The sequence below is a fragment of the Sphingomonas sp. SUN039 genome, from assembly GCF_024758725.1.
GTDB lineage: Bacteria > Pseudomonadota > Alphaproteobacteria > Sphingomonadales > Sphingomonadaceae > Sphingomonas_O.
In genome coordinates this window covers 2,208,781-2,234,687 of record NZ_CP096972.1, presented here as the reverse complement: position 1 = coordinate 2,234,687, position 25,907 = coordinate 2,208,781, and the positions used below count along the sequence as shown (strand labels likewise).

Here is a 25,907-nt window from a genome sequence, read left to right as displayed (position 1 = left end):
AACCGCCCCGTCAGGCAGCGTTTGCCATATTCTCCACCGGGTCTTGAACCGGCGCGGCCGATTCGGACAAGCGCACAAATGCGCGGCGTCCCATTTGCCAGGCGATGACCGACTCTGCGCCGTTGTTGGCATTGACCGAAACCGAAGTCAGTCCGTCGCCGCACTCGCCGGTCGCCGGATCGACGATCGGTACGCCCAATGTGTTGCGCCCAATGAACCAGTCGTGCGCAGCCTCGGCACGGACCAGCCATTTCGGGTCGCCGCTCGCGGTCCAGGCGGCGTCGCAGGCATCGATCATTGCCCATGCCTCGAGCGGTTGCTGGTCAAACAGCGCGGGCGTTTCGCGCGCCTCGCCGAACCCTTCGGTGCCGATGGGCTGGAACATCCCGTCATGGCCGCTGGTCTGCGTTGCGATCCAGTCCAGCGCCTCAAGGCCGGTCGCCACGGCATCGGAATCGTCGAGCGCGAGACCCGCGCGGATCAACGCTTCGGGCAGACGGGTGTTGTCGTATGACAGCACGATCTCGAACCATGCCCAGTCGGGACGGCTGTTGCGCGCCAGCAACGCCGACAGCATCGCAATGCCATCGCGCAGCAGTGCTTCGGACTCGGCGTCGCGTCGCACCTCGACCATTGCGGCCGCGCCCAGCATCGCAAAAGCACGCGTCCGCACCGACCCGAGCTTGGCGATCGACTCTATGGTCTGGTCGTAGAGCATCGTCGCCCAGTTTCGCAGCGGCGCGGAAGGCGCACGGGCAGCCGTAACCCCGAGCGCCCACAGCGTGCGGCCATTGCTGTCTTCCGAGCCGACATCCTCGAGCCAGCGCCGGTCATAGCCCATGAAATTGCGGTATTGCGCGGTGTCGGGGTTCCAGCCGTGCTGGACGAAACTTGCATAGGTTTCGGCGTAGCGGATGCGCGTTTCGACCGGCAGATCGTCGGCGACGGCCATCAACAGCAGCCCCCGCGCATTGTCGTCGATGCAATAACCGTGGTCGCGGTCGGCGATGCCGAACACGCTGTGTTGCAACATGCCGACATCGTCGGTCATCCGCTCGATGGGGGCGAGATTGAGCACCGGCTTGCCGAGGCTGTGGCGACGCTGGCGCAGTGCTGGGGCCATTGCGGTCAGCACGGCTTCGGCATTGCGCGGCCACGTCATCGTGCGACCGCGGGCATAGGCGCGCGCGCTGACTTCGGCGCGCTCTTCGGTGTCGGTCAGCAGCCCGCCGACCGCAGCCGCCAATGCCTCGGGATTGCGGAACGCAACCAGCTTGCCATGATCGTCCGACAGGATTTCGGTCGCATGGACATAGGGGGTAGAGACGACGGCCTTGCCGAGCCCGATGGCATAGCTGAGCGTGCCCGACGTGATCTGCGCCGGATTGCGGTACGGGGTCACATAAACGTCAGCTGCGGTGAGCCATTCGGTCAATTCGTCGAGTTCGCAGAAACGGTCGACGAAGCTGACATTGTCCTGAAGGCCGAGCTCGGCGACGCGCGCGACCAGCGCCTCGCGATACGCCTCGCCCTCGTGGCGCACCAGATGCGGATGCGTGGCACCCAGCACGATGTAATGCGCGTCGGGACACGCGCTGCGGATCGCGGGCATCGCTTCGATCATGTCGGCGATGCCCTTGTCGGGCGAGAGCAGGCCGAAGGTCAGGATCGTCGGGCGCTCGGGCAGGCCGAGTTTGGCGCGCGCTGCCGCCGCGTCTCCCTGCGGCCGGTCGGGGATGCCGTGCGGGATGACACTGACCTTGGCAGGATCGACCGCATAGACTCGCTCGAGAATTTCGCGGCCCTTTTCGGCCATGACGACGATGGTCGCCGCGCGGTCGAGAAGAGCCTCGAGCACCGAACGCTGCGACCCGTTGGGCTGTTCGAGAATGGTGTGAAGCGTAACCGCAACCGGAATGGTCACCCGGTTGACGAGCCCGAGCAGGTAGCTGCCCGCTTCGCCGCCGAAAATGCCGAATTCGTGCTGGACCCACAGGATCTGCGCGCCGCTGGCGTCGATGGCATCGGCGGCGGCGTGATAGGCGGCGACATCGTCCTGCGGGATCAGGCGTGAGATGTCGGGGCCGTAGCCATCGACTTGGCCGTCATCCATCGCATAGACATCGACGCGGGGCGCGGGCGTTTGGGCCTTCAGCGCCAGCCAGCTGTCTTCGGTGTAGGTAGCAAGGCCGCAGCGGCGCGGCGGGAAATTGCCCAGCAGGGCGATGTGCGACGGCGTCCGCACTGCGCGGGCGATGGTCGGATGGCCGGGCCAGGGTAACGGGTCGAACTTCATACGGTCCCCTCTCTAAGGGCGAGCGATTCAGTTCCTCCTCAACTTTCTATTTGCCGGGATGTTCCTGCGATTCGCGCTGCACTGCAACAAAAAAGTTAGTGCGCCCTTTTCGCGGGTTAAGATAGCCCCTCGATCTCCCCGTCCGGTCCGAGGTAAATCCCTTCGGCAGCAGGATTTTTCGGCAATCCGGGCATCGTCATGACCTCGCCGCAAATCGCGACGACAAAGCCCGCACCTGCCGACAATCGCACTTCGCGGACCTTGACGACATGGCCGGTCGGCGCGCCGAGCAGCGCCGGGTCGGTCGAAAAGCTGTACTGGGTCTTGGCCATGCACACCGGCAGATGGCCGTATCCGGCTGCTTCCCAGCGCGCGAGCTGGGCATGCACGCTGGGTTCGGCAACGGCTTCTTCGGCGCGGTAGATGCGGGTCGCCACCGTGTTGATCTTGGCGAACAGCGGCAGGTCGTTATCGTAGAGCGGGGCGAACTGGCCCGCATCCTTGTCGGCGAGCGCTGCAACAGCGTGCGCCAAGTCTTCAGCGCCCGCGCCGCCGTCTGCCCAATGGGTGCAGACGAACGCCTCGCACCCGTGCGTGGCGGCCGCCTCGCGGATGACGGTCTGCTCCGCTTCGCTGTCGGTCGCAAAATGGTTGATTGCGACGACGACAGGGATGCCGAACTGGCGAACGTTCTCGATATGGCGGACCAGGTTGACGCTGCCGCGCCGCACGGCGTCGACATCCTCGCCTGCCAGATCGGCCTTGGCGACACCGCCATTCATCTTGAGCGCGCGGACAGTGGCGACGATCACGGCAACTGCCGGTTTCAGCCCTGCCTGACGGCATTTGATGTCGAAGAATTTTTCTGCGCCCAGGTCGGCACCGAAGCCGGCTTCGGTCACTACATAGTCGGCGAGGTCGAGGCCGAGCCGTGTCGCGATCACCGAATTGCAGCCGTGTGCGATATTGGCGAATGGGCCGCCATGGATGAGCGCGGGGGTGCCGCCGATGGTCTGGACGAGGTTGGGCTTGATCGCTTCCTTCAGCAGGACTGCCATCGCGCCATCGGCCTTCAGGTCGCGTGCGGTCACCGGCGCGCGTGTGCGGGTATAGCCGATGACGATTCTTCCCAGCCGCGCTTGCAGATCGGCTAGATCGGTCGCGAGGCACAGGATTGCCATGACTTCGGATGCGACGGTAATGTCGAAGCCGCTTTCGCGCGGATATCCGTTGGCGACGCCGCCGATCGACTGGACGATATCGCGCAGCGCGCGGTCGTTGACGTCGAGCACCCGCCGCCACACCACGCGCCGCACATCGATGTCGAGCGCATTGCCCCAGTGGATGTGGTTGTCGATCATCGCTGCGAGCAAATTGTGCGCGGCGGTAATTGCGTGGAAGTCGCCGGTGAAATGGAGGTTGATGTCCTCCATCGGCACGACCTGCGCGTAACCGCCGCCGGTGGCCCCGCCCTTGGTCCCGAAACACGGCCCCAGCGACGGTTCGCGCAGTGCCAGCATCGTGCGTTTCCCGATGCGGTTCATCGCATCGGCGAGGCCGACCGAGGTCGTGGTTTTGCCCTCGCCCGCAGGCGTCGGATTGATTGCCGTGACGAGAATGAGCTTGCCGTCCTTCCCCTGCGGTACGGCATCACGGTCGATCTTGGCCTTGTGTCGGCCATAGGGTTCGACCGCCGCATCCGGCAGTCCCGCGCGGGCGGCGATGTCGGCGATCGGGGCGAGATGTGCGGCGCGCGCAATGTCGAGGTCGATGGTCACCTCCGGCGATTAGCCGCCCTGCCGCCAATGCGCTACTCCCCGGATCGGCGTTCGGGCTCGACAGCGACTGTCACAAATGTTGACATTGCAGGGGTAGCCGCACGCCCGTGCGAGTTTACAATTGGAGGCAGGTGTATTTCGGGCAGTTGTCCCCGAAGATATGAAAGTCGAACCCGGACCATGCGTATTGCCGTCGTCGATGACGATGCCGATTTTGCGGCATTTCTGAACAACTTGCTGGTAGAAGCAGGGCATAGCGTCGTCGGTTCCGGCAACGGCAACACGTTTATGCGGCTGGCAAAAACCGAGACGTTCGACCTGATCCTGCTCGACTGGAACCTGCCCGGCCGCGACGGCATCGATATCGTCCGCAATTTGCGGAACGATGTGCGTAGCGATGTGCCGATCATTCTGCTCACCCTGCGCAGCGAAGCGAACGATATCGTTGCGGGGCTGGAAGCCGGGGCCGACGATTATATCGCCAAGCCGGTCGACGGGCGGATCCTGCTGGCGCGCATCGATGCCATCATGCGGCGGCGCAATGCGGGCCGGAACGGCGACGGCGTCCAGACCGTCGGCCAGTTCGCCTTCGACAGCGCGCAAGAGATCGTCCGGCGTGGCGATCAGACGATGCAGTTGACCTCGAAGGAGTTCCAGCTCGCGCTGGTGCTGTTCCGCAACCTGTCGCGCCCGCTGTCGCGCGCCTATCTGCTCGAGACGATCTGGAACCGCAATCCCGATGTCCAGACGCGCACGCTCGATTCGCACGTCGCGCGGTTGCGGTCGAAACTCGACCTCCGCCCGCAAAACGGCTGGCGTCTTTCGCCCATCTACAGCTATGGCTATCGGCTTGAACCAGTCGAGGGCGGGGCGGAGATGACCGAAGACGCCGGATGAGCGGCACGGCAGCCCTGCTGCTTGCGCTGGCGGGCGCGGTTCCGATTGCGCCGCCGGTTCAGGCTCCGGCGCAATATACCGTCAAGGCGGGCGACAATCTCATCACGCTCGCGGGGCGCTGGTTCGTTCGCAGCGACAGCTGGCCGACGGTGCAGCGGCTCAACCGCATTACCGACCCTTACCGGATGCCCATCGGCAAGGTGCTGACGATCCCGCGCGAACTGCTGAAAAGCGAGCCGGTCGGCGCAAAGGTCGTTGCTTTCCGTGGGGCGGTGACGCTCGCGGGTAAGGCGCCGACACTGAATGCCCCGGTCCGCGAGGGCATGGCGATCGCGACCGGCGACGGCGGATCGATCACGGTGGAATGCGCCGATGGCTCGCGTTTCAGTCTGCCGTCGCAGACGCAGGTCGGCATTGCGCGGCTGCGGCGCATCCTGCTGACGGGCGACCTCGACCGGGTATTTGCTACATCGCAAGGGCGCGGCGAATGGCGGGTCAGCCCCGCGCCGACCCCGAACAGCCGGTTCATGGTTACGACGCCGGTTTCGGTATCGGCGGTGCGCGGCACGGGCTTTCGCGTCGGCTACGACAGTTCGGCGGTGGTCGGAGTCGTCGAAGGCACCGTGGGCGTCTCCAGCGAGGATGTGAGCCGCGCGACACCGCTGCCCAAGGGCAAGGGCGTTGCCGTGACGACGGCAGGCGTCGGCGCGCCGGTCGATTTGCTCCCCGCGCCCGAAATCGTTCGTCCAGGTGCGGTGCAGGCAGCCGCGCAAGTGCGGTTCCGCGTCGATCCCGTGCCGGGCGCGCGGTCCTATGTGTTCGAAATCGGTAGCGATGCCGGGATGATCGAACTGCTCGCCGAATTGCGCGGCAGCGGCGGCGAGGTCGCGTTCGACGGGCTGCCCGACGGCAGCTATTTCGTCCGCGCGGCGGCAACCGACCCGAGCGGTATCGACGGCTTCGCCAAAACCTGGGCGTTCGAGCGGCTGGCACTGGGAGCCAAGCCTCCCGAAGCGATCGGTCGCGGGATGCGCTTTCGTTGGTCGGGCGGCGGCGACGGTGCGCGCACCTATCGCTTCTCGCTTTATGCCGACGAGGCCGCGACGCGCGCGCTGATCGACAATGACGGGCTGACCGATACCGCGTTCACGGTGACCGACCTGAAGCCCGGCAGCTATTGGTGGCGCGTGGTGCTGACCAAATTCCGGGACGGCAAAGCCATTGTCGCGATCGGCGAGCTGCAAAGCTTCACCATTGCCAAGCCCGAATGAGCCGGTGCGGGCGCGCCCGCTGGCACGGCTGATCGCGGGCGGGGCAGGGTGGTTCGAATGGGTGCTGCTGTTCGCCGCGGCCGTTGCCCTGGCGGGGGGGCTGTTGGCGGCTCGCCTGACCGATCCGCTCGACGCGCTGATCCACGATGCCATTGTTCGCGCCACGCCGCACAGCCCCGATCCCCGCCTGCTGATTGTCGGGATCGACGATGCGAGCATCCGCGCGCTCGGGCGCTGGCCCTGGTCGCGCAGCGTTCACGCGCAACTGATCGACCGGTTGAGCGATGCAGGCGCGAAAGCGGTCGGCTATGACGTGCTGTTCGTCGAACCGGGCGAGAGCGATGCCGCACTGGCCGGTGCCGTTTCGCGCTCTGGCAAGGTCGCCTTGCCGCTGCTGCTGGCCCGTCCGGGCGACAATGGCGCGGCATTCCGGGTGACGCGGCCGGTGGTTGCGGCGGCATCGGCCGGTCATGTCGTGGTGCGGCCCGACGGCGACGGCGTATTCCGCCGGATCGCGCCAGTCGAGACGGCGGGCGCGGAAAGCCTGCCGCATCTCGGGCTGGCGACGGCCCTGCTCGCCGGACCGGTCTCGCAAACGGCGGGCGTTTTGATCCCTTACGCCGGGCCGCCCGGTGTTTATCCGACCGTGTCGTTTGCCGCAGTCCTGCACGGCGAAGTTCCCCCCGAATTGCTCCGGGACCGCATCGTCCTGGTCGGTGCCACGGCGGCGGGGCTGGGCGACCGGTTCGCCACGCCGGTGGGGGGGACTCGCGACCTGATGGCCGGGGTCGAGGTGCAGGCGAGCATCGTCGACGCGCTGCGCCACAGCGGTCTGCGAAGCGTAGCCGGTTTCGCCGCCTGCCTCGCCTTTGCCGGCTGTGCGCTAGCGCTGCTCTGGGCGGGGTTCATGTTCGCCGGGCCACGCGAGAACCTGGTTTTTGCCGCGCTTATCTTTGCAGGCGTTTCGGGGATCGCCGCGCTGGTGCTGGTGCAAGGCGGCGTCTGGATTCGTCCGGCGGCGGCGCTGGTCACGCTAGTCGTCATGTTTCCTTTATGGGGCTGGCGGCGACTGGCGGCGGCAAGCCGCTTTCTCGATGCCGAACTCGACCGGCTGGGGGGCAGCGACGCGCCGCGTCCGGCGGGCGGCGACCGGCTCGCGCACCAGATTGCGCTGCTCGACGCGGCCAGCGACCGGATGGACATGCTGCGCCGCCAACGCGAGGAGACACTGGCGTTCCTGAGCCACGATCTCCGCAGTCCCGCCGCCGCGATCCTCGGCCTCGTCCCCGAAGGCGACCGGATTGCAGGACATGCCCGCCGCCTGCTGCGCCTTGCCGACCAGTTCGTGCAGGGGCTGCGCGCCGAAGAAGCGCCGCTCATCATCGAACCGGTCGAACTGGCCGCGCTGCTCGACGAAGCGGCGGACCAGTGCTGGGAAGCCGCGCAGCGGGTCGGCGGGCGTGTGACCGTCGAGGCGAGCTGGGACATTCCCGAAATCTCGACCGACCGCCAATTCATGGCGCGGGCGGTCGTCAATCTCATCGACAATGCTCTCAAATACGGTGGCGAGCAGCCGCATGTGGAGGTGCGTGGCTGGTCGTCGAATGGACGCGCCTTGGTGACTGTCGCAGATCGCGGACCCGGCATGTCGCCCGACCACTGCGCGGCCCTGTTCCGGCGTTTCGAGCGTGTCGGCGCGTCGCGGCCCGACGGTGTCGGCTTGGGGTTGGCGCTCGTATCGACCTTTGCGCGGCGGCAAGAGGGTGAGGTCAGCTGTGTCAGCCGGGAGCGGGTCGGAACGCTGTTCGAATTGTCGATCCCGCTGCTCTAGCGCCGGTCAGGGATGCAGGGCCGCCTCGATCAGGCGCGCCATATCCGCCGCCGGGGCTTTGCGCGTCACGATTTCCTGCGCGACGCGTTCCTCGCGCAACTGGCCGTCGGGCGACAGGAAGCGGATGGTCAGCCGCACTTCGCGCCGCCCCTTCGAAAACCAGCCGTCCCTGACCGGCCGGTCGACCCAGCCGGGCGCGGCCTGCGAGGCGGGCAGCGTCGTGCCGACGGCGGTCCCGCTGGCACGCGGGCGGTCGGCGAGTGTCACCGAGATGAGGCGCTCGGGTGTTTTGCCCGAAGCGGCTGGCATCATGCTGTGTATCGCCAAGCCGCGCGCGAGTGCGGTGCGGGCCGGGATCGACAGATCGTCTTCGCCGACAATGCTGTAACTTGTCGCCGGTGGCGGCAGCGCGCCCGCAATCTTGAGCGGCGCAGGCGGCACGCAGGCTGCAAGTACACCCGCAGCCGCGAGGGAAGCGAGCAGGCTGGCTGCACGCTTCCCCATGCCGATCAGCGCTTCGAGAACTGGAAGCTGCGGCGGGCCTTGGCCTTGCCGTACTTCTTGCGCTCGACCGCGCGGCTGTCGCGGGTCAGGAACCCGGCGGCCTTGACCGGCGCGCGCAGCTCGGGCTCGTATTTGGTCAGTGCCTGCGAGATGCCGTGCTTGACGGCCCCGGCCTGACCCGACAGCCCGCCGCCCTTGACGGTGGCGATCACGTCGTAGCTGCCGACGCGGTCGGCGACTTCGAAGGCCTGGCTGATGACGAGGCGCAGCGTCGGACGCGCAAAATACACTTCCTGGTCGCGGCCGTTGACCGTGATCTTGCCGCTGCCGGGCTTGATCCACACGCGGGCGACGGCGTCCTTACGACGGCCGGTCGCATAGCTGCGGCCCTGAGCGTCGATTTCCTTGTCGCGCAGCGGCATCGTCGAGACGGGACGGGCGGGGGCCGCATCCTCGTCGTTGACGACGGTGTCGGTGACTTCGGTCTTCACAGGCGCGGGTGCAGCACCGGTCAGCGCAGCGAGATCGGCCAGCGACTGGCGCGTGTCGGAGGTTTCACCAGATGCGTTCGGAGTTTCGGACATTATGCGCCCACCTTGTTCTTGCGGTTCATCGAGGCGACGTCGAGCACCTTGGGGCTCTGGCCGGCATGGGGATGTTCGGTACCGGCATAGATGCGCAGTGCGCGCATCTGGTCACGACCGAGCGGTCCGCGCGGAATCATGCGTTCGACCGCCTTTTCCAGGACGCGCTCGGGGAACTTGCCCTCGAGGATCTTGGCCGGCGTCGTTTCCTTGATGCCGCCCGGGTGGCCGGTGTGCTTGTAATAGATTTTGTCGGTCAGCTTCTTGCCGGTGAAACGCACCTTGTCGGCGTTGATGATGACGACATTGTCGCCGCAATCGACGTGCGGGGTGTAGCTCGGCTTGTGCTTGCCGCGCAGGATGTTGGCGACCATCGAGGCCACGCGACCGACGACCAGCCCGTCGGCGTCGATCAGCATCCAGTCTTTTACCACATCGGCGGGCTTGACCGCCTTGGTGGTCTTCATCAACGCCTTCATGGCTTTGGACCTCTTCAAACGAAACAAGCCGCCCCGGTGCGGAGCGGCGTTCGAGGGGGCCAATGCTGCGTGAGCCTGAGAAAGTCAAGCATAACCGCCCTTTTGCAAATGGGTATCATAATACCGGTTACAAAAGAGCGGCCATGTTCAGCCGGTTAGCGGACGGCAACTTCGGCCGGTTTGGCGACGCTCGTGATCGGCTTCACGTCGCGCAACGCGAAGGATACCGGCTGGCCGTCGACTTCGCCTTCGACCCGGCGCTTGCCGACGCGCAAGGTGAAGGCGCGTCGGTTGGTCAGGTCGTACCCGGTGATGACCCGCGAGCCGCCCTTTTCGGCGACGGTATATTCATAGGTGATGCCGTTGTGCGTGAGCGTCTCTGCCGCAATTGCCGGACCCGAAACGAGGAGGCCGAACGTCAGTGCGGCAGTGGCAAACAATTTGATCATGATAGCGTCCCTTCGTGGTTGGAAGTTCCGCCGCTCAGGCCTCTTTATGTTGTGCGTTGCAGCATAAAACCCACTTTCTAAGGGGCAATGTCGAAGGTTGCAGAAGCGAATGCAGTTTCCGCAACGCGGCAGCGTTAGGCTGCCAGAGTATGCGGCGCGTGGCTCACGCGGTTGCGCCCGCCGTTCTTCGACCGGTAGAGCGCCTGGTCCGCCGCATAATAGATCAACCGCCATGACGCATCGTCGGCGATTACACCGTCGGCCACGCCCACACTGATCGTCACCGAATGCCCTGCGGGGGTAACGGCGGCTTCGACTGCCCGGCAGAGCCGCTCGGGCAGGGCATCGACCGGCTCGGCAGGCAGCAGCAGCGCAAATTCCTCACCACCGAGCCGCCCGATCACCGCTTCTGGCGGCGCGGTTTCGCGGATCGCCGCAGCGACGGCGACCAGCACATCGTCGCCTGCCTGATGGCCATGGCGATCATTGATCCGTTTGAACTCGTCGATATCGATGACGAGCAAGCGCTCTCGGGGTGGGCGGGCGCGGACCCCGAGCGCATGGTCGATGAACGCGCGGCGGTTGAGCAGGCCGGTCAGCGCATCGGTGTCGGCCACTTCGCGCAATTTACTATGGCTGGCGCGGGCTTCGTCACGCTCGGTACGGAGCTGCCCGACGCGCCACGACACCGCGAGCGCCGACATCAGTGCCTCGATCGCCATGAGCATTAGCGGCCCCATCGCGATGACGACCGACGTGCCGCCGACCAGCCCCATCGCCCACACCGAGCGCGCGATCCCGGCGAGGATCGGAGCCGACCAGGCGAGCAGGTAAATCCGGCCCGAGCGGCTGCCGCGCAGCGTCGCTGTCGCTGCGGTTGCGATCAGGCCGACCAGCACCGCAACCATCGACCAGTAGCTGATCCGGTCCATCGCTTCCCAGGCAAAGCGGCTGTCGACCAGGCGCATGACACACGAACCGAGTCCGACCACTGCCGCTGCCATCGTTGCCGCCCACAGCCGCTGCGGTAGCCGGTCGGGTTCGACGAAACTTCGCAGGAACAAGACCCCTGCGGCCAGCACACCCAAAGTGCCGAGCATGGTCAATGAAATCTGTTCGGTGGTGTCGAGGTTCGGAAAGAGCAGGAATATCCCGCCCGACCAGCTCAGCCCCATGCCGAGCATCGCCACGGCGCCGAGACAATAGCACAGGATAAACGTGTAGCGCAGTGCGACGAAGAGCGCGAAGTTGTAGATCAGCAACGCGCCGACAATGCCGCCGAGCAGACCGTAAAGCCACAGCACCAGCAGGTCGCCCTCGAGTGCGGCGCGGCCGGTCTTGAGCTCCATGCCGGGTGCAATGCCACGCTGGTTGCGGAGATTGTCGGCGCGGATCAGGATGTCGGTGATCGTGCCGCGTCCCGGCGGCAGGGCGTAGGAAACCATCCCTGGCGAGAAATAGCGGCGGGCGCTGGCACGATCCGACGGCGCTTGCGCGACCCTGCCGTCGGCATAGCGGACGTAAATCGCCTCGGCATCGGCCTGGCTGTATTCGTGGCGCAATTCCCAGGGGTCGGTCGGGTCGCTTGTCAGTTTCAGGTTGCGGACCAGCCCCCAGCTGTGCGGCGCGCTGACATGCGCCGTGCCGCGCGCGCAATCGAAGCGTTCGGGCCGTTCGAACAGCGCGCCCGGATCGAGCGGTGTCGCGCTGGTCAGGATGCAAGGCGGGCCGGGATCGATGCGCGGCGGCGCGGCCTGCGCCGGGAAAACGGCGAACAGCGCCAGCGTCGTGATGACGAGGCGCATCCAAAGCCCGCAAAGACGACCCAAACCCATGGTGCAGGTTTAGGACCGCAGTCCTTAGGATATGGTTGCGGGATTGTTGCTTTTTCGACGCAATTCAGCCGGAAAAGGCAACGCCCGTCATCTCTTCCGACACCGTCCACAGCTGCGCGGCAATGGCGGGGTCGATGGCATGACCGCGGACGCCCACATTGACGTCCATTCCCTCGGTCCAGCGCGCGGCGATATCGCAATCCTCGCAATAAACCCCGCCCTTGTCCGCGAGGAGCGGGGAAGTCGCGCACCACACGCTGGTCGCGGCCCCCTGTTCGACCGTCTTGAAGCGCGGGTTGATATTGCCCTCGGCGTCGATCCAGCCCATTGCGACCTGCTCTTCCATCGTCAGATGGCGCTGCAGCGGCGTCACGATCCCGCCGGGATGGACGGCAAAGGCGCGGATGCCGTGCGGCTTCCCCAGCGCGTCGAGCTGGATCGCGAACAGCGCGTTTGCCGACTTTGCCTGCCCGTAAGCCAGCCACTTGTTATAGTCGCGCCGGTCGAAACCGATGTCGTCGAAGTCGATGCCTGCGATCCGGTGGCCGATCGACGACAGCACCACGACACGCGTGCCCGGCCCGGCCGCTTTCAGGAGTGGCCACAGCCGCGCGGTCAGGCGGAAATGGCCGAGGTGGTTGGTCGCGAACTGGCTCTCATAGCCCTTGGCATCGCGGGCGAGCGCATTGGCCATGACCGCGGCGTTGTTGATCAGGATATCGATCTTGCCTGTTACGCCCGCGACTTCGGCAGCAAACGCATCGACCGAAGCGGGGTCCGACAGGTCGAGTTTCAGGATTTCGACGCCGGAAATCCCGTCGAGGTCGGCGGCTGCCGTGTCGGGTCGCCGAGCACCGACAATCACCCGCGCGCCCGCGCCTGCCAGCGCGCGCACCGTTTCCAGCCCCAGCCCCGAATAGCCGCCTGTGACCAGCGCGGTCTTGCCGCTCAGATCGATGCCCGCAACCACATCGGCGGCGGTCGAACGCAGGCCGAAGCCGCTGGTCAGGGGGGCTTGTTCGCTCATATGTCTCTCCGTCGAATCCGGTTTATCGTTGTCGCCCGATAACATGCGCGCCCCATGCGACACTCGCAACCAGCAACGCCCCGACCGCCTGATGCGCGACGGCCAGGCCGATGTTTACACCAGTCATCACCGTCGCAATCCCGAGCAGCACCTGCGTCCCGAACGCCGTGTGGATCGCGAGCGACGCAGGGCGGACGCCCGTGCGCTTCACGCGCACCGCGAGCATGACCAACGCCACCACCGCGACCCATGCCCACCAACGGTGGATAAAGTGGACGAGATACGGATCGCTGCTGAACGCGTGCATCCACCCCTGCGACCAGTCGACGCCGGTCGGCAGGAATCGGTCGCTCATCATCGGCCAGTTCTGCGTCACCTTGCCCGCGCGCATTCCGGCGACCCATGCGCCGTAGAGCAGCTGGATATAGAGCACCCCTCCGACGACGAGCGCAAAGCCGGTCAGCCGTGCCGGTCTTGTCGCGCGGTTGCGGGCGAGCGCCAGCAGGTCGAGGGCGGTCCAGACGAGCGCCGCGAGGATCGTCAGGGCCAGCAACAGGTGCAGGGCCAGCCGGTAGTGGCTGACCGCGACGCCCTGCCACAGCCCCGATTTGACCATCCACCAGCCGACCGCGCCCTGCAACGCGCCGAGCGCAAGCAAGGCGATCAGACGCAGCTTGTACCCCGCCGGAATTGCGCGCCGCACCCAGAACCACAACAGCGGCAGCGCAAAGGCAAGGCCGATCACGCGCCCCAGCAACCGGTGCACCCATTCCCAGAAAAAAATGAACTGGAACTGCGCCAGTGTCATGCCCGAATGGATCGCGGCATATTGCGGCACGCGCTTGTACGCGTCGAATGCGGCCTGCCACTCGGCCATGGTCAGCGGCGGGATCGCGCCCGAAACGGGTTTCCATTCGGTAATCGACAGGCCCGATTCGGTCAGGCGCGTAATGCCGCCGACAACGACCATGAAGAAAACGAGGAACGCCACGAGCAGGAGCCAGATGGCGAGCGCGCGGGGACGGGGAGTAGGGCGGACGTCGGGCATGGCGCGCCTATAGCGCCGTGCGCGCAAACGCCAATCGGTTGCGTTTTGATATGTTGTAACTTGACCCTGCCGGTGCCATATCGCGCCCGTGTCCCGCTCCGCGATTCTTTCTGCGCTCGACCGCGCCGCCATCGGGCTATCGGCCCTGTGTGCGGTGCATTGCCTGGTCAGCGTCGTCTTGATCGCGGGATTGTCGGTCGCGGGCACGATCTGGACGGACCCCGCCATCCACCGCATCGGCATGTTCGGGGCGGTGTTGCTGGCTGGCATCGCGTTCGGGCCGACGCTGGCGCGGGAGCGGCTGTCGCGCGGGCTGGCGGTCGGTCTTTGCGGCCTGTTCCTGATGGCGCTGGGCTTGCTGGTCCCGCATGGCTGGCCCGAAATTGCGGCGACGATCACCGGTGCCAGCCTGCTCGCCGTCGCGCACTTGATGAACACCCGCGCACGGGACTAGAACATGGCCATGGCCGCCCACGCCCATACCCTGCATCACGGCGCGCCGCTCGACGTCGCCGCAAAGGCTGCGCTCGAGGCGTCGGGCGAGCAATGGACCGACATGCGCGCGCGCGTGTTCGACGCGCTTGCCGGGTTCGACCGGCCCGCGTCCGCCTATGACATCGCCGAGGCCATGTCGAAATCGGAAGGGCGGCGGATCGCGGCAAACAGCATTTATCGTATCCTCGACCTGTTCGTGGCGGCGAACGTCGCGCGGCGGGTCGAAAGCGCCAATGCGTTCCTCGTCAACGAGCATCCGGATTGCATCCACGACTGCATTTTCCTGATCTGCGACAATTGCGGACATACGACGCATATCGACGACGATGCCGTAACCGGCGCGGTGCGCGCAGCGGCAGGGGCGACGGGTTTCGGCGTGTCGCGCCCGGTGATCGAAGTGCGCGGGGTGTGTAAGGCGTGCGGGTAGTTTCGTCGCCCCGGACTTGATCCGGGGCTTGGCTATTTTTGACGGTAGTTTGAAGAAGGAGCCAAGGCCCGGATCACGTCCGGGCCGACGCGGCTAGAGCGTCTTCCCCATCCGGATCAGCGGTACGCTCACCCCATCGACCGGCGGCGACTGCACATATTCGATCGGCAGATAGCCGCACGCCCGGTACAGCGGTTCGCCTGACAGCGTTGCCATCATCTCCGTCCGGCTAAACCCTGCCGCACGCGCTGCGCCCTCGCACAGGTCGAGGATCATCCGCCCGATCCCCTGCCGCACTTGAGTAGGGTCGGTGTACATCGCGCGCACCCGCGCTGCGTCCTTTGCCGGATCCAGCGGGGCAGGGTCGCGCGCCACGATGCTCGCATCCCCGCCGTACAGCGTCGCCCGCGCGCTCCACCCGCCGCACCCAACCAGCGTCTCTCCACGCTCGATCAGGAAATAGGTGCCATCGGCGATGATCTGGGTATCCAGCCCCATCACGCTGTGGCTCAGCGCGATCTGGGCAGGAGTCAGGAATGCCGTCTGGTTCACCGCAATCGCCCGCGCCATCAGATCGCGGATCGCGGGAATGTCGGCTTCGGTGGCGATTCTGTGATGAAATCCGGACACGCTGGCGCTGTCGAACGGCGGCGCGCGCAGGTCAAGCGACACCGTTACGCGGCTGGCGATTGCAGCGCGTGCAACGAATCGATACTGTCAGGCATGTCCATTCGTCCCGACACGCCTTTGCTCGACACGGTTCCGACCCCGCACGAGCTCCGCAAACTCAAACCCGAACAGCTCCGCCAGCTCGCCGACGAGCTGCGCGCGGAGATGATTTCCGCAGTCGGAACGACCGGCGGGCATCTTGGTTCCGGCCTCGGCGTCGTCGAGCTGACGACCGCAATCCATTATGTGTTCGACACCCCGAACGATCGGCTGGTGTGGGATGTCGGGCATCAGGCCTATCCGCATAAAATCCTGACCGGACGCCGAGATCGCATCCGCACGCTGCGGCAGGGCGGGGGCCTCAGCGGCTTCACCAAACGCACCGAAAGCGAATACGACCCCTTTGGCGCTGCGCACAGTTCGACCTCGATAAGCGCCGCCCTCGGCTTCGCGATTGCCAACAAACTCAACGACAAGCCCGGCAAGGGCATTGCAGTCATCGGCGACGGTTCGATGTCGGCGGGCATGGCCTATGAGGCGATGAACAACGCGCGCGATGCGGGGAACCGCCTCGTCGTTATCCTCAACGACAATGACATGTCGATTGCGCCGCCCGTCGGAGGCCTCAGCGCCTATCTCGCGCGCATCGTGTCGAGCCGCGAATTCCTGAGTGTCCGCGAAGTGCTCAAAAAGCTCGCCCGCGCGCTGCCCGGGCCGCTGCACAAGGCCGCGAAAAAAACCGACGAATTCGCGCGCGGCATGGCGATGGGCGGGACGCTGTTCGAAGAACTGGGCTTCTACTATGTCGGCCCCATCGACGGCCATAATCTCGAACAACTCATCCCCGTCCTCGAAAACGTGCGCGACGCCGCAGAAGGCCCGTGCCTGATCCATGTCGTCACGCAAAAGGGCAAGGGCTATGGCCCTGCCGAGGCGAGCGCCGACAAATACCACGGCGTCCAGAAATTCGACGTGGTGTCGGGTGTGCAGGCAAAGGCCCCGCCCGGACCGCCCAGCTACCAGAATGTGTTCGGCGAAACGCTGGCCAAACTGGCCGAGACCGACAAGCGCATCGTCGCGATCACCGCCGCGATGCCGAGCGGCACCGGCGTCGACAAATTTGCCAAGTCCCACCCCGACCGCGCGTTCGATGTCGGCATTGCCGAACAGCACGCGGTGACCTTCGCGGCGGGCCTCGCCGCACAGGGGATGCGCCCGTTCTGCGCGATCTATTCGACCTTCCTCCAGCGCGCATATGACCAGGTCGTGCATGACGTCGCGATCCAGAATCTGCCGGTACGCTTCGCCATCGACCGCGCAGGGCTGGTCGGGGCGGACGGTTGCACCCATGCCGGATCGTTCGACGTGACTTATCTATCGACCTTGCCCAATTTCGTGGTGATGGCCCCCAGCGACGAGGCCGAACTGGTCCACATGACCTATACCGCCGCCGAGCATGACAGCGGCCCGATTGCGGTCCGCTACCCGCGCGGCAACGGCACCGGCGTGGCGCTGCCCACGGTTCCGCAGAAACTCGAAATCGGCAAAGGCCGCATCGTCCGCACCGGCAAGAAAGTCGCGATCATTTCGCTGGGCACTCGGCTCGAAGAAGCGATGCGCGCCGCCGACGCGCTCGAGGCCAAGGGGCTGAGCACGACCGTTGCCGACCTGCGCTTCGCCAAACCGCTCGACACGGACCTGATCCGCAAACTGCTCATCGACCACGAAGTCGCGGTGACGGTGGAAGAAAACAGCATCGGCGGCTTCGGCGCGCACGTCCTGACGATGGCGAGCGACGAAGGGTTGATCGACGCAGGGTTGAAACTCCGCACTCTGCGCCTGCCCGATGTGTTCCAGGACCACGACAAGCCGGAGCTTCAGTACAAGGAAGCAGGGCTGGATGCGGATGCGATCGTGGAAACGGTGCTGAAGGCGTTGCGGGTGAACAGCGTGGGCGTGGTTGAGGTTCGGGCTTGAAGCCCGACGCTGAAGGTAAACCGCAAGGGTTTTCGCTTCGGTCGCGTTTCAAGAGCTTTGGCTACGCGTTCTCCGGCCTCGGCCTTCTCCTAAAGGCCGAGCACAACGCTTGGATTCATTTCGCGGCGACGATCTCCACAATCGCCGTCTCATTTGCTTTGGGTATTTCAGTTTCCGACTGGCGCTGGATTGTTCTTGCAATCGGGCTGGTTTGGTCCGCCGAGGCATTCAACACGGCGATTGAAGGCTTGTGCGATATCGTCAGCCCCGGTTTTGACGAACGCATCAGGGTCGTGAAAGACGTGGCCGCTGGAGGTGTTTTGGTATTTGCTGCTGCGGCAGCATTGATCGGCGTCCTGACGCTCGGTCCATATTTTTTGGTATTGCTCGATCTGTGATCTCGGTCCGTCATTGCGAGAAGCGGAGCGACGAAGCAATCCACCTCTTCGCACGCACTGATCTGGATTGCTTCGCTACGCTCGCAACGACGGGGGGAGAGCAGGATCGTGGCGACAGATTGCCACAGCGTTCGTAAGCTTGCCTTCAGCTACTGATCAATCCAATAGTCCGACCACGGCACCAAGCACCTGATCCATATCCGCTATCGCCCCGGCGTCGAGATGCCCGATCACCTCGCGGCATTTTTCGTGGCGAACCATGTGGATTTTGTCGACCATGATTTGGGAGGGCAGTTTCAGCCCGTTGCCTGCGCTGGGTAAAACCAGAACGCGACGCTGAACGATTTCCTCGCGGATTGTCGTCGTCATCGGACAGACAAGCGTGTGACCCGTCGCGACCAGCCGGTCACTGAGGATGATAACGGCAGGGCGGGGCTTACCAATGTCGCCGGAGAGCGCGACCATCACGATATCGCCGCGTTTCAATCCCAAGTTTCGGAGTCTTCGGCTTGCAGCGCCTCAATGAACCGCATGGCTTCCTCTTCTTCCGGCGCGCCGTTCAGAATTTCAGCTTCACGGGCTGCTTGCGCCTTGAACGCAGGCGAGTTTACGTCCCACACCCAGCGCCGGATTTCCTTGAACCCGGCCGCCCTCTTTCGCGCGCGATACGCGTGAAATTTGTCGTAATGAGCAGGACTTAAGTCGTTCATACTCAGATGGTAGCGCGCTACCTTTCCATCGTCCAGCCCCTTGCAATGTAGGGGAATGCAGAGGACGCCGGTTCCTGCATGATTCGCCCCCTTATCCACGCCACCCCTTTCGCGACTATGGGGCCGGACCATGCCCGCGCAGCGTATGTTTCAGGTGTGACCTTTGTGACCTTTGGCGGAAATCCGCCATTATGAAGACCCGTATCGACCAGCGACTTGTCGAACTCGGCCTCGCCGACAGCCGCGCGCGGGCGCAGGCGTTGATCCTGTCGGGCAATGTCTTCGTCGGCGACCGGCGGATCGACAAGGCGGGGCAGAACATCGACGCGGAAGCTATCCCGACCGTCAAGGGCCGCGATCACCCTTGGGTATCGCGCGGCGGGGTGAAGCTGGCGCACGGGCTCGATCATTTCGGCTGGGATGTCGCGGGGGCGGTCGCGATCGATGTTGGGAGTTCGACCGGCGGGTTCACCGATGTGCTGCTGACCAAAGGGGCCGCAAAGGTCTATGCCGTCGACAGCGGCACCAATCAGCTCGCGTGGAAATTGCGGCAGGACGCCCGCGTGGTGGTGCTCGAACAGACCAGCGCACGCATCCTGACCGAGGCGCACATCCCCGAACCCGTCGATCTGATCGTATGCGACGCGAGTTTCATCGGCTTGGCCAAAGTGCTCGAACGCCCGATGACTTTCGCCAAACCGGTCGCGCGGCTGATGGCCCTCATCAAACCGCAGTTCGAGGCAGGCCGCGACGCGGTGGGCAAGGGCGGCGTCGTGCGCGATCCGGCCGTCCACGCGGCCGTCTGTGCCGAGGTGCAGGCGTGGATCGAGGGACAGGCCTGGACCGTCGAGGGTATTGTCACCAGCCCGATCACCGGTCCGGAAGGCAATGTCGAATTCCTGATCGCGGCAACGCGCGGCTGACCGTTCGTTCATCTTGCAGTCAGACCCCAATCCGGCCGTGGTGGTGCCACCGACGAGCGACTCGCCCTGGCTGTTCAGCGCGACCGGTGCGCTCAACCTGACGCCGGGGCTTGCCGTTTACGCGGGCTATACGCGCGGTCTCGAGGAAAGCCCGGTTGCGCCGCAGAACGCGGTCAACATCGGCGAGGCACCGCCCGCGATCCGCACCGAGCAAAAGGATGCCGGAGTCCGTTGGAGGATCTCGCCCGGCGTCACTGCGATTGTCGGCGTGCTCGACATCGCCAAGCCCTATTTCAACCTCGACGCCGCCAACCGCTTTCGCCAGCTCGGCATGGTCCGCCACCGCGGCGTGGAACTGTCGGTCGCGGGACAGATCGCGCCGGGCCTGAACATCGTCGCGGGGAACATCTTTCTCGACGCGACTGTCAGCGGCGATCTCGTCGACCGGGGCTTGATCGGCAAGCGGCCCATCGGCACGATGAAGCGCCGCACGCTGATCAGCCTCGGCGCGCGTTACCGGCTCAAGATCGCGGACAAGCCGGTGCTGCTTCGGGCGCTCGTCGGCAATGTCACCAACACCTTCGGGTGGAATGTCGGCGGCAGCGGTTTTTTCGTGCCCAATGGCGCGCGCCGCCTTTCGCTCAGCATTGCCGCCGACATCTGACCCCTTCACGCCTCCGCAACAATCCGCCATGCCCGTCGTTGACAGGTATCGGTTGGAGTCGCGCATGAGTGAGCTGGCATCGAGCGGACAATTGCGCGCCGCCTTTTGGCGCTGGGCGCTGGTCACGGTGCCGATGGTCGTCGTACTCGGCTTCCTGTCGGGCGCGCTCAGCAATTCGGGCGATGCCAATCGCTGGTATGCGCTGCTCGACAAGCCGTGGTTTCAACCGCCGAGCTGGGCCTTTCCGGTGGCGTGGACGATCCTTTACGTGATGCTGGGCCTTGCCGTCGCGATCGTGCTCAACGCGCGTGGTTCGCGGTTTCGTGGCTATGCCGTGGCGCTGTTCGGCGTGGCGTTCGCGCTCAACCTGACATGGTCGCCGGTGTTTTTCGGGATGCACCGGCCGACGATGGCGCTGGCGATCATCGTCGGGATGTTCGTAGCAGCGCTGGCGACGACGATTGCGTTCGGGCGGGTGCGGAAGACGGCGGCATGGCTGATGGTGCCCTATCTCGGCTGGCTCGTGTTCGCCGGGATACTCAACTGGGAAATCATCCGCCTCAATCCGGGGGCGGAGGGGCTTGTCGTCGACCGCGCCGGTACCCAGATTGACCTCACACGCTGACCTTCACGGGATTATTGCCATGCAGACCGACAACCGCCTGTTCGACGATTTCGCCAAGTTCATGAACGGGGCTGCGGGAACGCTGGCCGGGGTTGGCCGCGAAGCCGAAGCCGGTCTGCGCGAGCGGATGAAGGAATGGATGGGCGGTCTCGACTTCGTCAGCCGCGACGAATTCGAAGCCGTGAAGGCGATGGCCGCTGCGGCGCGCGACGAGGCCGACGCGCTCAAGGCGCGGCTCGACGCGCTGGAAGCGAAGAAGAAGTAACCTACAGCCGCGCCGCCGCCAAAATCGGCCCGCCGGTTCCCGACTGGACGAGGACGGCGCGCTTCAATCCAGCGGGTGTCGAGGGCGCGGTCAGGCTGACGGCCTTGCCCGACCAACTCCCGAGTGCCACCAGCTGCCGCACGATGTTGCGGTGGGGCAGGGTCCGCCCGTTGTTTTCGCCCGCGCGGATCGGCACTTGCACCGTTCGCGGGTCGTAGCCGACGAGCCAGACGGTCGCCGGTTTGGCGAAAGGCGCCGCGGCGATGGTGATCGTGTTGCCCTGAGCCGCCAGCGCCGGGCCGCCGGTGCGCGCATTACGGGCGATCGCCTGCTCCACCTCGCCCTTGCGGCTGCCGAGCACGGCGACGCGGCCGTTGACGATCAGCTGCGGCGTCTGGACATTGCCGCGTCCCTGCGCGTGCGAATAGGCCCATTGCCGCGCGGTATAGGCGGGTTGGGCGTAAATATCCTTCCAGCCGAGCTGGTCCCAATAGGTAACCGCAAAGTTCAGCGCGAGGACATCGGGCCGGTTGGCGACCTCGTCGAGCACCGCCAGCGCGGGCGGGCAGGAGGAACAGCCCTGGCTCTGGTACAGCTCGATCACGGCGGGGTGCGCGGCGTCGGCGCCGCTGGTGACGGGCGCGGCACTGGCTTCGGGCGCAACCTGCGGTGCCGCGAGGTGCAGCCCGAGCGCGCCGGCGCTGGCCAGCGCGAGAATCGTGTACACGGACTTGGACATGGAAATCTCCTTTGCCGGTGATACGGACGGTCGCACGTCGAGGTTACGCTACCAGCGCAGCAGTTTCGGGCCGAGCGCCCAGCCAGCGGCGGTCGCCGCCGCTATCCCCAGCGAATACCAGGTCAGCACGAAACTCGCGCCTGCCTCCGGGCAGTGCAGGCTGTAGAGCGTTGCCGACGCCGCGCCCGACGCCAGCCCGATCACCGCCCCGGTCGCGCGCAGCCGGGTCGGCGCGAATTGGCGGACGACCAGAACCAGCGCGCCCGCAATCGGCACCGCGAACACCGCGATCAGCGGCGAACATACCGACCAGCTCCGCCCGAACCACATTTGTAGCCAGTCGTCATGCGGCATTTCGGCGAGTTCGTGCGCGCTGACCAAGCCGAGCAGCGCGACCGGGATGGTCAGCAACCACAGCCAGCGGGGCGGTCGCGCCTCCGGCCGGATCAGGGTGAGCAGCGCCGCAATCGCGACCAGCGCGAGCGAGGCAGTGTACGACAGCTTCATCCAGAACATGGTCCCTGCCATCGCGAGGTCGAGGTCGGGCCGAAACCCCAGCGTGGCGGCGATCAGGACCAGCGTCGCTGCCATACCCGCGAACAGGCTCAGTCCAAGCCGCAACGGCGCGGCATGGCGCGGCACCGGGGCGGTGTCGCGCGCCAGTGCTTCGATCAGGGCGTCGGTATCCATCAGTCGGGTCTCAATCTTTTGGCCAGCGCCTTCAGCCCGCGGTGGACCGACACTTTCACATCGGCCTCCGAAATATCGTCGCGCGCCGCCGCCTCGGCAATGCTCAGCCCCTCGATCTTGGTCGCGCGGATCGTCGCCGCCTGTTTGGGCGACAGCGTCGCCAGCGCCGCATCGATATCGAGCCGCGCTGACACCGCATCCTCGAACCCGCCGTCGCCCAGCAGATCGCCGAGATCGTCGAGCGCGACATCGTGGCGGCTGCGGCGGAAATGGTCGATCATCTTGTAGCGCGCGACCGCGAACAGCCACGGGCCGAACGCGCGGGTCCGGTCGTAACTCGCGCGGCGGGTGTGGACGGCAATCAGGGTTTCCTGCACCAGATCCTCCAGATCGGCTGCCGACGCCATCCGCCGCGCGTAATAGCGCCGCAGTACGGGCACGAGCGCCGACAGCAGCGCATGCGTCGCCGCCGCATTGCCGTCGAGGCTCGCCTGCATGAGGTGCCGGAGTTGAGCTTCGTCGGTTGCCACGTACCTCCCCATTCGACGGCTGATGCCGCACGGTTACACGCGCTTATCCACAGTTTCGCGTGGCCCAGCCTTGCATCGCACGTAAAGGCGAGTCACGCACGACCGATGACATCGGTCGAAATCGACATGGACGGGCAGCGCGCGGCCCCCATCGACATGCTGGAGGCATGGTTCGAGGCGCATGGCTGGACGCACGAGCGCATCGGCGACGAGGAAATCGTGGCGTCGGCGCAGGGGTCTTGGGGCCAGTACGAGCTGCGCGGCGTGTGGCGCGACGACGACAATGTCCTGCAATTCATGGCATTCCCGGACATCAAGGTCGCCGACCACCAGATGGCGACGGTGTACGAGGCCATCGGCCTGATCAACGAGCAGCTGTGGCTCGGCCATTTCGAGCTGTGGTCGGGCGGCGGCACGGTGCTGTTCCGCCATGCGGTGCTGGTCGACAGCGGCGACGAGCCGGGACTGAGCCTCGACCAGGCCGAAACCGTGATCGAGGCAGCGGTGGACGAGGTCGATCGGTTCTATCCTGTGTTCCAGTTCGTGCTGTGGGGCGGGAAGTCGCCGAAAGACGCCATCGCGGCGGCGCTGGTCGAAACGCGTGGCGAGGCGTGAGTACGGATCGCTTCTGGCTGATCGGCTGCGGCGCGATGGCGGGCGCGATGCTGTCGCGCTGGCTGGCGACGGGGATGGACCCCGCCCGCGTCACAGTGATCGACCCCGCCCTCCCGCACTTCGACGGCGTCCGCGCGGTCGCGACGCTGCCCGACGAATCCCCGCCCGCGATGCTGATGCTGGGGGTCAAGCCGCAGATGCTGGGCGATATCGCGCCGGTGGTGGCGCGGGCAACGGGGCCGGAGACGGTCGTGCTGTCGATCCTCGCGGGCACGCGCCATGCGAAATTGGTCGAGGCGTTCCCGCACGCACATCGGGTCGTCCGTGTGATGCCGAACCTGCCGGTTGCGATCGGCGAGGGCGCGGTCGCGCTGCATGCCCCGGGGGCAGACCGTGCGGGAATTACCGCGCTGATGGCCCCGCTCGGGCTGGTCGAATGGATCGATGACGAGGGGCTGTTCGACGCCGTCACCGCGCTGTCGGGATCGGGTCCGGCGCTCGTCTATCGCTTCGCCCAGGCCTTGGCCGAGGGCGGCGCGGCGATGGGCCTGTCCCCCGACATGGCCGACCGACTGGCCCGCGCCACCGTCGCGGGCGCGGCATCATTGGCCAAGGCGTCGCCCGAACCGCTCGGCGTGCTGGCCGATCGCGTGGCGAGCAAGGGCGGCTCGACGCGGGTCGGGCTGGACGTGCTCGACGAGGGCGCCGCGCTAAACGCGCTGGTCGCCGCCGCGCTAAAGGCCGCACAGGCGCGCAACCGGGAATTGGGCAACGGCTGAGGCCGAAAACGACCGATTTCCGCCAAAGGTCACAAAGGTCACACCTGAAACGCCCGCCGCACGGGTCAGGCGGGACGTGAAGGAGACATGCGGACACATCAACGGCGCGCGTATTCCCGCTCGGTCGCGCATTTCACCGGAGCCGCGCTTCGATCGACGGTGGAAAGAGCCGAAGGTTTGGCGAGAACATATAGCGAACGAAGTTGCCTGTCAAGATGCGATGGCCGCAAACCGTCGAGGGCATGATCAGCCGCTATCGAACAGATTTCGGACGTTCGAGCACATAATATGCCCAACCGAGAGCGGACACCCCCGCCACGTCACCCCGTGCTTGACACGGGGGTTGGCTTTCCGTCGATGCCGACCCGCGGAAGCAGTTGGTGGGGCATTGAATTCGACCCAACCTCGCAAACCAACGGCAGGTTTGTTGGGGAGTCCGGAACGGCAGCTTTTGAGCGTTTGGCGGGCCATAGCCGACATCAATTCGCACCAGATCAGGAAAGTTTGGCGATCCGCTTCCATGCTTCCACAAATACGTCACCAGCTTGGAGCGACTCAAAGATTCGGCCGTGGCTCATGATTATTCGGTCAACTTGCCTAAGCCGTACCCACTCGACGAGTGCCACAGCCGAAGATTTATCCTTGATCGAAAAGCGGTGGTAGAAGGCAACCTTCGGGCTTCCATAACAGCCGATCATTTTGAACCAGAGCCTTTCTGAAGGGAACTGGTCCGTCGTATAATTATAGATAAGATCGGACGTGACGAGTGTTTTTGATGATCTATGATACAGGATCGTTTCGCGAATCCGGTGGCCCGCGAAAGTGAATTGCTCGATTTCCGCCTCGGGAGCGATCCTGGTTTGGCCGTCGATAACTTCCGACCCCGCTATGGGACCAATCTTCTCGGCAAGGCCTTGCGGCAGGAGAATTCGCGCGGGCCTGAACGTCGTAGCGCATTCGCGAAGAAACAGGTGGTGGTAGAGATTGGGAGCTACGATCACCGATACCCGCCCGAGCTCACCGATTTGCACAACGTGCGCATCGTCAAGGTGCACTGGCGAATACAGAATCAACCCTTCCGACGTTGAGATCGTCGTCATGCGCAAGCTGCCCTTGCAGCCAAGCGACAGAAAATGGGAATTCAGACACCAAATGCCGTCGGTGACGGCCTCGACTTTGCTCCCAGACATCGTCCGCTCTTAGGTGGCGAGGCCCTGTCTGCCAACGACTGCAAAGTTGTCGGTTAGTGACGTTGCAGCGTCGAGACATATTGAATGCCACAGCTAAGCAGTGGTTCGACACCCGAGCAGACCAAGAGAAGCCTAGCCCCGTGTCAAGCACGGGGTGACGTGCTTGGGAATGTCTGCAAACCGAACGGTAAGAATGAAAACCGGACGATCCG

The 25,907-nt window shown here is 65.3% G+C and carries 29 protein-coding genes; 13 read left to right on the top strand and 16 right to left on the bottom strand.

Features of this window, described 5'->3' with window-relative positions; genetic code table 11:
* Positions 1 to 10: 10 nt before the first annotated feature.
* Positions 11 to 2,296, bottom strand: a complete 2,286-nt coding sequence (locus M0209_RS10950) for a glycosyltransferase family 4 protein (protein WP_258888307.1) — start codon at positions 2,294 to 2,296, stop codon at positions 11 to 13.
* Positions 2,297 to 2,412: 116 nt separating this feature from the next.
* Positions 2,413 to 4,074, bottom strand: coding sequence for a formate--tetrahydrofolate ligase (locus tag M0209_RS10945; protein WP_258888306.1), 1,662 nt, complete (start codon positions 4,072 to 4,074; stop codon positions 2,413 to 2,415).
* A 180-nt stretch (positions 4,075 to 4,254) separates the two neighbouring features.
* Here M0209_RS10945 and M0209_RS10940 point away from each other — a divergent pair, with 180 nt between their 5' ends.
* From M0209_RS10940 to M0209_RS10930, 3 genes are read left to right on the top strand one after another with little or no spacing between them, the layout of a single operon-like run.
* Complete coding sequence (locus tag M0209_RS10940; protein WP_258888305.1) at positions 4,255 to 4,971, top strand: response regulator transcription factor; 717 nt, start codon at positions 4,255 to 4,257, stop codon at positions 4,969 to 4,971.
* The gene (locus tag M0209_RS10935; protein ID WP_258888304.1) at positions 4,968 to 6,242 is read left to right on the top strand and encodes a FecR domain-containing protein; all 1,275 of its coding nucleotides are present in this window, start codon (positions 4,968 to 4,970) and stop codon (positions 6,240 to 6,242) included. Before M0209_RS10940 ends, M0209_RS10935 begins: the two co-directional genes overlap by 4 nt.
* Positions 6,243 to 6,246: 4 nt before the next feature.
* Positions 6,247 to 8,073 carry a CHASE2 and HATPase_c domain-containing protein gene (locus M0209_RS10930; RefSeq protein ID WP_258888303.1) on the top strand — a complete coding sequence of 609 codons (1,827 nt, stop codon included), beginning with the start codon at positions 6,247 to 6,249 and terminating at the stop codon, positions 8,071 to 8,073.
* Positions 8,074 to 8,079: 6 nt separating this feature from the next.
* Here M0209_RS10930 and M0209_RS10925 read toward each other — a convergent pair whose 3' ends face one another.
* The 7 genes from M0209_RS10925 to M0209_RS10895 form a co-directional block, all read right to left on the bottom strand.
* On the bottom strand, positions 8,080 to 8,577 hold the full coding sequence (locus tag M0209_RS10925) for a hypothetical protein (protein ID WP_258888302.1): 498 nt from the start codon (positions 8,575 to 8,577) through the stop codon (positions 8,080 to 8,082).
* A 5-nt stretch (positions 8,578 to 8,582) separates the two neighbouring features.
* A complete protein-coding gene (gene rpsI, locus M0209_RS10920) occupies positions 8,583 to 9,161 on the bottom strand; it encodes a 30S ribosomal protein S9 (protein WP_258888301.1) in 579 nt (192 codons plus the stop codon).
* On the bottom strand, positions 9,161 to 9,640 hold the full coding sequence (gene rplM / locus M0209_RS10915; RefSeq protein ID WP_258888300.1) for a 50S ribosomal protein L13: 480 nt from the start codon (positions 9,638 to 9,640) through the stop codon (positions 9,161 to 9,163). Before rplM ends, rpsI begins: the two co-directional genes overlap by 1 nt.
* Before the next feature lie 155 nt (positions 9,641 to 9,795).
* On the bottom strand, positions 9,796 to 10,089 hold the full coding sequence (locus M0209_RS10910) for a hypothetical protein (protein ID WP_258888299.1): 294 nt from the start codon (positions 10,087 to 10,089) through the stop codon (positions 9,796 to 9,798).
* Positions 10,090 to 10,223: 134 nt separating this feature from the next.
* A complete protein-coding gene (locus tag M0209_RS10905) occupies positions 10,224 to 11,894 on the bottom strand; it encodes a diguanylate cyclase (RefSeq protein WP_258888298.1) in 1,671 nt (556 codons plus the stop codon).
* Positions 11,895 to 11,988: 94 nt separating this feature from the next.
* Complete coding sequence (locus M0209_RS10900) at positions 11,989 to 12,951, bottom strand: oxidoreductase (RefSeq protein ID WP_258888297.1); 963 nt, start codon at positions 12,949 to 12,951, stop codon at positions 11,989 to 11,991.
* Positions 12,952 to 12,973: 22 nt separating this feature from the next.
* The gene (locus tag M0209_RS10895; protein ID WP_258888296.1) at positions 12,974 to 13,999 is read right to left on the bottom strand and encodes a COX15/CtaA family protein; all 1,026 of its coding nucleotides are present in this window, start codon (positions 13,997 to 13,999) and stop codon (positions 12,974 to 12,976) included.
* An 88-nt stretch (positions 14,000 to 14,087) separates the two neighbouring features.
* Here M0209_RS10895 and M0209_RS10890 point away from each other — a divergent pair, with 88 nt between their 5' ends.
* Complete coding sequence (locus M0209_RS10890; RefSeq protein ID WP_258888295.1) at positions 14,088 to 14,453, top strand: MerC domain-containing protein; 366 nt, start codon at positions 14,088 to 14,090, stop codon at positions 14,451 to 14,453.
* A 9-nt stretch (positions 14,454 to 14,462) separates the two neighbouring features.
* Entirely contained in the window at positions 14,463 to 14,921 is a 459-nt protein-coding gene (locus tag M0209_RS10885) for a Fur family transcriptional regulator (RefSeq protein ID WP_258888294.1), read from the top strand.
* A gap of 93 nt (positions 14,922 to 15,014) precedes the next feature.
* On the opposite strand, the gene M0209_RS10880 is transcribed toward M0209_RS10885, so the two are convergent.
* A complete protein-coding gene (locus M0209_RS10880) occupies positions 15,015 to 15,551 on the bottom strand; it encodes a GNAT family N-acetyltransferase (RefSeq protein ID WP_258888293.1) in 537 nt (178 codons plus the stop codon).
* Positions 15,552 to 15,644: 93 nt separating this feature from the next.
* On the opposite strand from M0209_RS10880, the gene dxs reads away from it, so the two are divergent.
* Together dxs and M0209_RS10870 are read left to right on the top strand one after the other, a co-directional pair.
* Complete coding sequence (dxs, locus tag M0209_RS10875; protein ID WP_258888292.1) at positions 15,645 to 17,567, top strand: 1-deoxy-D-xylulose-5-phosphate synthase; 1,923 nt, start codon at positions 15,645 to 15,647, stop codon at positions 17,565 to 17,567.
* On the top strand, positions 17,564 to 17,965 hold the full coding sequence (locus M0209_RS10870) for a diacylglycerol kinase family protein (protein ID WP_258888291.1): 402 nt from the start codon (positions 17,564 to 17,566) through the stop codon (positions 17,963 to 17,965). Before dxs ends, M0209_RS10870 begins: the two co-directional genes overlap by 4 nt.
* Positions 17,966 to 18,121: 156 nt before the next feature.
* Here M0209_RS10870 and M0209_RS10865 read toward each other — a convergent pair whose 3' ends face one another.
* Positions 18,122 to 18,451 carry a type II toxin-antitoxin system PemK/MazF family toxin gene (locus M0209_RS10865; protein WP_258888290.1) on the bottom strand — a complete coding sequence of 110 codons (330 nt, stop codon included), beginning with the start codon at positions 18,449 to 18,451 and terminating at the stop codon, positions 18,122 to 18,124.
* Positions 18,448 to 18,675, bottom strand: a complete 228-nt coding sequence (locus M0209_RS10860) for an antitoxin MazE-like protein (protein ID WP_258888289.1) — start codon at positions 18,673 to 18,675, stop codon at positions 18,448 to 18,450. Before M0209_RS10860 ends, M0209_RS10865 begins: the two co-directional genes overlap by 4 nt.
* Before the next feature lie 188 nt (positions 18,676 to 18,863).
* Here M0209_RS10860 and M0209_RS10855 point away from each other — a divergent pair, with 188 nt between their 5' ends.
* From M0209_RS10855 to M0209_RS10840, 4 genes are all read left to right on the top strand, one after another.
* Positions 18,864 to 19,598, top strand: coding sequence for a TlyA family RNA methyltransferase (locus M0209_RS10855; RefSeq protein ID WP_258889622.1), 735 nt, complete (start codon positions 18,864 to 18,866; stop codon positions 19,596 to 19,598).
* Positions 19,599 to 19,611: 13 nt separating this feature from the next.
* Positions 19,612 to 20,262, top strand: coding sequence for a TonB-dependent receptor domain-containing protein (locus tag M0209_RS10850; protein WP_258888288.1), 651 nt, complete (start codon positions 19,612 to 19,614; stop codon positions 20,260 to 20,262).
* A 64-nt stretch (positions 20,263 to 20,326) separates the two neighbouring features.
* Complete coding sequence (locus M0209_RS10845) at positions 20,327 to 20,887, top strand: TspO/MBR family protein (RefSeq protein WP_258888287.1); 561 nt, start codon at positions 20,327 to 20,329, stop codon at positions 20,885 to 20,887.
* 19 nt (positions 20,888 to 20,906) lie between these two features.
* Positions 20,907 to 21,152: an accessory factor UbiK family protein gene (locus M0209_RS10840; protein WP_258888286.1), complete on the top strand. Its 246-nt coding sequence runs from the start codon at positions 20,907 to 20,909 to the stop codon at positions 21,150 to 21,152.
* Between the two features lies 1 nt (position 21,153).
* On the opposite strand, the gene M0209_RS10835 is transcribed toward M0209_RS10840, so the two are convergent.
* From M0209_RS10835 to M0209_RS10825, 3 genes are read right to left on the bottom strand one after another with little or no spacing between them, the layout of a single operon-like run.
* The gene (locus M0209_RS10835) at positions 21,154 to 21,891 is read right to left on the bottom strand and encodes a thioredoxin family protein (protein WP_258888285.1); all 738 of its coding nucleotides are present in this window, start codon (positions 21,889 to 21,891) and stop codon (positions 21,154 to 21,156) included.
* A 48-nt stretch (positions 21,892 to 21,939) separates the two neighbouring features.
* Entirely contained in the window at positions 21,940 to 22,581 is a 642-nt protein-coding gene (locus M0209_RS10830; RefSeq protein WP_258888284.1) for a DUF1109 domain-containing protein, read from the bottom strand.
* The gene (locus M0209_RS10825) at positions 22,581 to 23,111 is read right to left on the bottom strand and encodes a sigma-70 family RNA polymerase sigma factor (RefSeq protein ID WP_258888283.1); all 531 of its coding nucleotides are present in this window, start codon (positions 23,109 to 23,111) and stop codon (positions 22,581 to 22,583) included. The genes M0209_RS10830 and M0209_RS10825 overlap by 1 nt, the downstream gene beginning before the upstream one ends.
* A 105-nt stretch (positions 23,112 to 23,216) precedes the next feature.
* Between M0209_RS10825 and M0209_RS10820 the strand changes: the two genes are divergently transcribed.
* The gene (locus tag M0209_RS10820) at positions 23,217 to 23,726 is read left to right on the top strand and encodes a YbjN domain-containing protein (RefSeq protein ID WP_258888282.1); all 510 of its coding nucleotides are present in this window, start codon (positions 23,217 to 23,219) and stop codon (positions 23,724 to 23,726) included.
* A complete protein-coding gene (locus tag M0209_RS10815) occupies positions 23,723 to 24,505 on the top strand; it encodes a pyrroline-5-carboxylate reductase (RefSeq protein ID WP_258888281.1) in 783 nt (260 codons plus the stop codon). Before M0209_RS10820 ends, M0209_RS10815 begins: the two co-directional genes overlap by 4 nt.
* Positions 24,506 to 24,999: 494 nt before the next feature.
* On the opposite strand, the gene M0209_RS10810 is transcribed toward M0209_RS10815, so the two are convergent.
* A complete protein-coding gene (locus M0209_RS10810; protein ID WP_258888280.1) occupies positions 25,000 to 25,695 on the bottom strand; it encodes a hypothetical protein in 696 nt (231 codons plus the stop codon).
* Positions 25,696 to 25,907: the final 212 nt, after the last annotated feature.